Raw genomic sequence first — 533 nt, 5'->3', positions numbered from 1 at the left:
GGTAATCCCCCCAATAAATAAGAACACTTAGAAATAGAGATTAACTGCTAAAATATACCAGCAGGAGAATCCTATGAAAAAGACACGCTTTACTGATAATCAAATCGTTAATATCCTTAAACAAGCAGAACAAGGCGTACCTATCGCTGATTTATGCCGTGAGTATAATGTCGGCCAAAGCACGTTCTATAACTGGCGCTCTAAATATGGTGGCATGGATGCTGCGCTTATCACTCGTCTCAAAGAGCTTGAAGTTGAGAATGCTCGCTTAAAAAAGATGTATGCCGATGAATGTCTCAAATCCGACATATTACAGGATGCCATGTCAAAAAAGTGGTAGCGCCACTCAGGCGCAAAGAGATGGCTTGTCACTACATTAAAGAGCATGGCATAAGCATTCGCAGGACTTGCTTGATCTTTAACATTAGCGTCACCTGTTATTATCACAAGTCGGTAGCAACGGATGAGAATAAGCAGATAGCGGACTTGCTCATAGATCTGACCGAGCAGAACAAGAACTGGGGCTTTGGATT

General features: G+C 42.0%; 1 pseudogene. It reads left to right on the top strand.

Features of this window, described 5'->3' with window-relative positions:
- Positions 1-73: 73 nt before the first annotated feature.
- Positions 74-533, top strand: a pseudogene (locus tag EPB74_RS13380) (transposase); the annotation flags it as partial.

The organism is Psychrobacter sp. DAB_AL62B, assembly GCF_028895345.1.
Lineage (GTDB): Bacteria > Pseudomonadota > Gammaproteobacteria > Pseudomonadales > Moraxellaceae > Psychrobacter.
The sequence above is the reverse complement of the archived record's forward strand: the minus strand, read 5'-3'. Positions and strand labels throughout refer to the sequence as shown.